The following is a 6,453-nucleotide window of genomic DNA, read 5'->3' on the forward strand; positions in this document are numbered from 1 at the left end:
GGCCGGCCGTCCCGAAGTCGAGCGGGCCGGCGAAGGCGTCGGCGAGCTCGGCCCGCGCCGCCGGGTCGCCGTCCCGGGCCCGGTCGCGCAGGTGGGTCAGCGCCAACTGGGTGGCCGGGTCGGGATCCTCGTCCAGCCAGGACGCGATGGCCGCCTCCAGTTCGCCGCTCAGTGCGGTGGCCGGGGACGGTTCCGGACCGCCGTCCGCCGCCGTCACAGCCGCTCCATCAGCCCGGCCAGCAGGGCCCGCAGCCGGGGCTGCGCGGCGCGTCCCGCCTCGACCACCTCGGCGTGCGACAACGGTTCGGACGCCATGCCGGCAGCCGCGTTGGTGACCAGCGAGATGCCCAGCACCTCCAGGCCCAGCTCGCGGGCGGCCACCGCCTCCAGCGCGGTGGACATGCCGACCAGGGTGCCGCCGATCGCCTTCGCCATCCGCACCTCGGCGGGGGTCTCGTAGGCGGGGCCGTGGAACTGGCAGTAGACGCCCTCCTCCAAGCTCGGGTCGACCTGCTTGGCCAGCTCCCGCAGCCGCCGACTGTAGACCTCGGTGACGTCCACGAACCGCGGCCCGACCAGGGCGCTCGCCCCGGTCAGGTTGATGTGGTCGGCGATCAGCACCGGCGCACCCGGTCGATGGCCGATGCCGCCGCAGCCGTTGGTCAGCACCAGGGTGGACGCCCCGGCCGCGGCCGCCGTCCGCACCCCGTGGCAGACCGCCGCCACCCCGCGTCCCTCGTAGTAGTGGGTGCGGCCGGTGAACACCGCCGCCAGCGACCCGGACGCGGTGCGGACCAGCCGCAGCGCACCGCCGTGGCCGGCCACCACCGGTGCGGCGAAACCGGGCAGCTCCTCCAGCGGGCATTCGTCGATCGGCTCGCCGAGACCCTCCGAGGCCTGGGCCCAGCCGGAGCCCAGCACCAGTGCCAGATCGATGCCGTCGATGCCGAACCGGCCGCGCACCGCGTCCGCGGCCTGGCCGGCGAGCAGATAGGGGTCGTCCATTCGCCGACGATATCGTGCCTTGTCGCCTGTCTGTTGCCGAGTCGCGGACCGGTCTCGCGGCAGCCGCCCCGGCGGCAGGTCAGGGCTGCGGGTCGTCGTCCTCGGTGTCGTCGTCGACCGGTCGCAGGCCGAAGGTCCGGCCGGCCCCGGCCCGGCGCGGCAGTTGCGCCACCAGCCAGAGCAGGGCGAACCCGAGGCCGAGCCAGGTCACCGCCTGGGACGCCGGCAGCAGGGCGTCCAGCCCGGTCAGCACCCCGATCGCCATCCCGGCCACGCCCAGCACGCCGGCGGCGGTCGCGACGCCGAGCATCACGCGGGTCGGGCCGGTCAGCCGCGGCAGCCGTCCGGCGACGTGTACCACGCCGAGCGCCAGCGCGCCCGACAGCGGCACCGAGTACAGCTGCAGCAGCCGGTGTTGCAGCAGGGTCTGCTCGGGCAGCCCGAACGCGATCATCAGCACCGCGGCCAGCACCAGGACGCCGCACAGCACGCCGAGGGTGAGGGCGGAACGATCGCGGGGCACCCGACGAGCCTACGGCCTGTTGCGAGACTTCCGGTCCGGGGTGCGTCGCGACGTCCGTTCACCTCCGGGTGCGAGAATGCCGCTCGTGACGGACGTGGTGATCATCGGTGGCGGACCGGGCGGTTACGAGGCGGCGCTGGTGGCCAGCCAGCTGGGCGGCCGGGTGACGCTGATCGAACGACGCGGGCTGGGCGGCTCGGCGGTGCTGACCGACGTGGTGCCGTCCAAGACCCTGATCGCCACCGCCGAGGTGATGACCATGCTGCGCGGAGCCCACGAACTCGGCCTGCGGCTGGACGGGTCGGACAACCTCGCCGCGGCGTTCAGCGTCGACCTGGCCGCCGTCAACGACCGGGTGCTGCGGCTGGCGGCGGCGCAGTCGGCCGACATCGGGGTGCGGCTGCGGGCCGAGGGGGTCCGGCTGATCGAGGGCAGCGGACGCCTGGACGGCACCGAGGCGGTGATCGCCAGCACCGCCGAGGGCGAGCAGCGGCTGGCCGCGGACATCATCCTGATCGCCACCGGCACCACCCCGCGGGAGCTACCGGCGGCCCGTCCGGACGGGGAACGCATCCTCACCTGGACGCAGCTGTACAACCTGCGCGAGCTGCCCGAGCGGCTGATCGTGGTGGGCTCCGGGGTGACCGGTGCCGAGTTCGCCAGCGCCTACAACGCGCTGGGCGCCGACGTGGTGCTGGTCAGCTCCCGCGAGCAGGTGCTGCCCGGCGAGGACGCCGACGCCGGCCGCGTCGTCCAGCAGGTGTTCGAGCGCAGCGGCATGACCATCCTGTCCCGGTCGCGAGCCCAGGCGGCCCGGGTGGACGGCGACCAGGTGGTGGTCGAGCTCGCCGACGGCCGCACCGTCACCGGGTCGCACTGCCTGATGGCGGTCGGTTCCGTCCCGAACACCGCCGGCATCGGACTGGAGCAGGCCGGGGTGGCCCTCGACGAGCGCGGCTACATCACCGTCGACAAGGTCTCCCGCACCACCGCCCGCGGGGTCTACGCCGCCGGCGACTGCACCGGGGTGTTCGCGCTGGCCTCGGTGGCCGCCATGCAGGGCCGGATCGCGATGTGGCATTCGCTGGGCGACGCGGTCGGCCCGCTCGACCTGCGCACGGTCGCCGCCAACGTCTTCACCGCCCCCGAGATCGCCACCGTCGGGGTCGGCCAGGCCGAGGTCGATTCCGGCCTGGTCAACGCGCACGCCGTGATGCTGCCGCTGCACACCAACGCCCGAGCCAAGATGCGCGGCATCAACGACGGTTTCGTCAAGGTGTTCTGCCTGCCCACCACCGGCATCGTGATCGGCGGCGTGGTGGTGGCGCCGATCGCGTCCGAGCTGATCGAGGCACTGTCCCTGGCGGTGCGCGAGAAACTCACCGTCGACCAGCTGGCCCAGAGCTTCACCGTCTACCCGTCGCTGACCGGCTCGATCGCCGAGGCCGCCCGCCGGCTGCACGGACGCTCCGCCGTCCAGACCCTGTCGCACTGACCCCGGGGCTGGTCCCGCACCCCCCGGGCCCTCGCACCCCGGCATCCCGCGCACACCGAGGGGGGTCTACCGGGCGTGCCGGGTCGGGGCCGACGGGTCGCGGTGGAGGGTCAGTCCTTCACCCGGAGACCGTCGCGGGCGGCGTCCACCGCCGGCTGCAACTCCGGCGCCGAGTTCGGCAGGTAGCTCAGGAACGCGTAGCTGTGGTCGTCCACCTGGACGGTGACCACGGTCTGCACCTCGGCGGTGGCCCGGATGCCGGGCACCGAGAAGCTGAGGTCGGTGATCCGGATCCAGCCCTGGTGGCCGTCCACGGTGATCGACTCGTCGCGGCGCACCGCCGGGTGGTAGTCGATGCCCCGCCAGGTCATCGACAGCGAGCACTGGCTGACCACCTCGGCGGCCTTCTGCAGGCCCCAGGCGCCGTCCACCGAGCTGAGCCGGGCCAGCGCGATCACCGACTGCCAACCCATCGAGGTGGCGGCCACCTGCTCGACCGGTGCGTGCTGGGAACCGATCAGGTTCCCGAACGGCATGTACTCGGTGCCGTCCGGCGCCGTGTAGGGGGCCGGGGCGGCGGGATAGGAGACCGCGCCCACCTGCACCCGCCCGGACACCAGCTGCGGCGCCGGCAGCGGCGAGGCGGACGACCGCTCGTTGGGTGGGCAGGGGAAGCCGGCGGGGCTGGGGGAGGGACCGTCGCCGATCCCCGGGAACGGCAGCGTGCAGCCGGACAGCAGGGTGAGCGTCACGGCCAGCACCGTCAGCTTGCGCGGCGTGCGACGCATGAGCAGGGGTCAGACCTTGCTGGGCACGATGTCGGCGACCAGCCGATTGCCGCGCCACGAGGTGTAGTAGCCGCGGGCCCAGCCGTCGTAGGTGGGGCCGCCCTCCCAGTAGGGCACCCGGCGGTCGTCCCGCTCCACGGTGCGGATGTAGGGGTCGGCGCCGGCTTCGACCCGGGTGGCGTCGGCGGCGCAGGCGGGGACGCTGCGGTGCTGCCAGACGATGTTGCGGGTGGAGGGGCCGTGGCCGGGGTTGAAGAAGCAGGGCGGACGCCGCGACGGGGTCGGCTGTCCGGCGGTCCAGGCGGTGAGCCGGGTGAGCGTCCAGCGGCCCTCTTCGAGGATCTCGGTGACCTGGCACAGGTCGTCGGGGCGGCGGGCGGCGATCAGGGCCTCCAGCGCGCGGTGGTGCAAAGCGGTGGCCAGTTCGTAGAGGTCGGCGGCTGCGGCGTCCTGCTCGCCGAGGATCGACAACTGGCTCAGCTCGTCGCCGAACCCGTTCACATCGGCCTCCGCCGCCCGCTTGGCCAGGACCAGCTGGCGGGCGCGTTCGGCGCGAGCCCGGTGTCCCTGCCCGATGCTGCTGCGAGCGATCACGACGAAGGCGGCGGCCACGACAGCCACCAGCAACACCACGCCGAGATAGTCCACCCGGTCATTGTGCACACAAAAGCTGGCATGTCACCAAGAAAATCCGATGAATTTCAGCCGTGCGACACAAGCGCGCCCGGTTGGAGTGTCGCAGGGAACTCTCAGGAACCGTCCTCGATCGTGCACAGCACGGCCCCGCTGGCCACCGTCGCGCCCGGTTCGGCGCGCAGCGCGCGGACCACTCCGGAGCGGTGCGCGGCGATCGGCTGCTCCATCTTCATCGCCTCCAGCACCACCACCAGATCACCCTCCGCGACCCGGTCGCCCTCGGCCACCGCGACCCGCACGATGGTGCCCTGCATGGGTGCGGTGAGGTCCCCGGACGCCGCCTGTGCCGGCCGGGATCCGCCGCTGCGACGGGCCGGACGGGACGGCTGCGCCGACGTCCGGCGGGACGGCCCGGTCAGCTCGGCGGGCAGCCGCACCTCGAGCCGGCGTCCGTCCACCTCGACCACGAAGCTCTGCCGCTGCGCCGGTTCCGGGTCGGGGACCGAGTCGGTGTAGGGCGCGATCCGGTTGTCGAACTCGGTCTCGATCCAGCGGGTGTGGACGCCGAAGGTGCCGTCGGCGGCGACGAACGCCGGCTCGTCCAGCACGGCGCGGTGGAACGGCAGCACCGACGGCATGCCCTCCAGCACGGTCTCGGCCAGCGCCCGGCGGGCCCGCTGCAGCGCCTGCGCCCGGTCGGCGCCGGTGACCACGATCTTGGCCACCAGCGAGTCGAACGCGCCCGGCACGGTCATCCCGGCGATGTAGCCCTCGTCGACCCGGACGCCGGGGCCGGACGGCGGCCGCCAGCCGGTCAGCGTGCCCGGCGCCGGCATGAACCCGCGTCCCGGGTCCTCGGCGTTGACGCGGAACTCGATCGAGTGCCCGCGCAGCTCGGGGTCGTCGTAGCCGAGCGCTTTGCCGGCGGCCAGCCGGAACTGCTCCCGGACCAGGTCGAGGCCGCTGACCTCCTCGGAGACCGGGTGCTCCACCTGCAGCCGGGTGTTCACCTCCAGGAAGCTGATCGTGCCGTCGGTGCCGACCAGGAACTCGCAGGTGCCGGCCCCGACGTAGCCGGCCTCGCGCAGGATCGCCTTGCTGGCCGCGTACAGCTCGGTTCGCTGAGCATCGCTCAGGAACGGCGCCGGGGCCTCCTCGACCAGTTTCTGGTGCCGGCGCTGCAGCGAGCAGTCCCGGGTGGAGACCACCACCACGTTGCCCTGCGCATCGGCCAGGCACTGGGTCTCGACGTGCCGGGGCCGGTCCAGGTAGCGCTCCACGAAGCACTCGCCGCGGCCGAAGGCGGCGATCGCCTCGCGGGTCGCAGACTCGAACAGCTCCGGCACCTCGGCCAGGGTGCGAGCTACCTTGAGCCCGCGTCCGCCGCCGCCGTAGGCCGCTTTGATCGCGATCGGCAGGCCGTGCTTCTCGGCGAAGGCGACCACCTCGTCCGCGCCGGCGACCGGGTCGGACGTGCCGGGCACCAGCGGCGCGCCCACCCGGGAGGCCAGATGCCGGGCCCGCACCTTGTCGCCGAGCTCTTCGATGGCCTCCGGCGGCGGGCCGATCCAGGTCAGCCCGGCGTCGATCACGGCCCGGGCGAAGGCGGCGTTCTCGGCCAGGAAGCCGTAGCCGGGATGCACCGCGTCGGCGCCCGAGCGGGCGGCCAGCGCCAGCAGCTTGTCGATGTCCAGGTAGGTCTCGCCCGGGGTGCCGCCGCTCAGCGCGAACGCCTCGTCGGCGAGCCGGACGAACAGCGCGTCGGCGTCGGCGTCGGCGTAGCCGGCCACGCTGGCCAGCCCGGCGTCCGCGGCGGCCCGGATCACCCGGACGGCGATCTCGCCCCGGTTGGCCACCAGGACCTTGGAAAACTCGCCCATCACGAGGCGTCCTTTCTCATCGTCGATGTCTGGCCCGGTCAGAGCCTGATGCCGGCCCGCCAGGCGCCCGGCCCGGGAGCCGGCGGCAGCCGCAGCCGACTGCGCGGCGACGCCCAGCCGGTCGCC

At 73.7% G+C, this 6,453-nt stretch carries 6 protein-coding genes and 1 pseudogene; 1 reads left to right on the forward strand and 6 read right to left on the reverse strand.

Annotated features, from left to right (window positions below; genetic code table 11):
* The 3 genes and pseudogenes from QM582_RS06800 to QM582_RS06810 form a co-directional block, all read right to left on the reverse strand.
* A pseudogene (locus QM582_RS06800) lies at positions 1–217 on the reverse strand (hypothetical protein); the annotation flags it as partial.
* Complete coding sequence (locus tag QM582_RS06805; RefSeq protein WP_415082920.1) at positions 214–1,005, reverse strand: purine-nucleoside phosphorylase; 792 nt, start codon at positions 1,003–1,005, stop codon at positions 214–216. The gene QM582_RS06805 and the pseudogene QM582_RS06800, both read right to left, overlap by 4 nt.
* A 79-nt stretch (positions 1,006–1,084) precedes the next feature.
* Positions 1,085–1,528 carry a hypothetical protein gene (locus QM582_RS06810; RefSeq protein WP_415082921.1) on the reverse strand — a complete coding sequence of 148 codons (444 nt, stop codon included), beginning with the start codon at positions 1,526–1,528 and terminating at the stop codon, positions 1,085–1,087.
* An 85-nt stretch (positions 1,529–1,613) separates the two neighbouring features.
* Between QM582_RS06810 and QM582_RS06815 the strand changes: the two genes are divergently transcribed.
* Positions 1,614–3,023: an NAD(P)H-quinone dehydrogenase gene (locus QM582_RS06815; RefSeq protein WP_415082927.1), complete on the forward strand. Its 1,410-nt coding sequence runs from the start codon at positions 1,614–1,616 to the stop codon at positions 3,021–3,023.
* A 110-nt stretch (positions 3,024–3,133) separates the two neighbouring features.
* Here QM582_RS06815 and QM582_RS06820 read toward each other — a convergent pair whose 3' ends face one another.
* The 3 genes from QM582_RS06820 to QM582_RS06830 all read right to left on the reverse strand — a co-directional run bounded on the left by QM582_RS06820 (position 3,134) and on the right by QM582_RS06830 (position 6,327).
* Positions 3,134–3,811, reverse strand: a complete 678-nt coding sequence (locus QM582_RS06820; RefSeq protein ID WP_415082922.1) for a hypothetical protein — start codon at positions 3,809–3,811, stop codon at positions 3,134–3,136.
* 9 nt (positions 3,812–3,820) lie between these two features.
* On the reverse strand, positions 3,821–4,459 hold the full coding sequence (locus QM582_RS06825) for a hypothetical protein (RefSeq protein WP_415082923.1): 639 nt from the start codon (positions 4,457–4,459) through the stop codon (positions 3,821–3,823).
* Positions 4,460–4,560: 101 nt separating this feature from the next.
* On the reverse strand, positions 4,561–6,327 hold the full coding sequence (locus QM582_RS06830) for an acetyl/propionyl/methylcrotonyl-CoA carboxylase subunit alpha (RefSeq protein ID WP_415082925.1): 1,767 nt from the start codon (positions 6,325–6,327) through the stop codon (positions 4,561–4,563).
* Positions 6,328–6,453 lie beyond the last annotated feature (126 nt).

Origin of the sequence: Micropruina sp., assembly GCF_047607385.1 — a bacterium.
Classification (GTDB): Bacteria; Actinomycetota; Actinomycetes; order Propionibacteriales; family Propionibacteriaceae; genus Micropruina.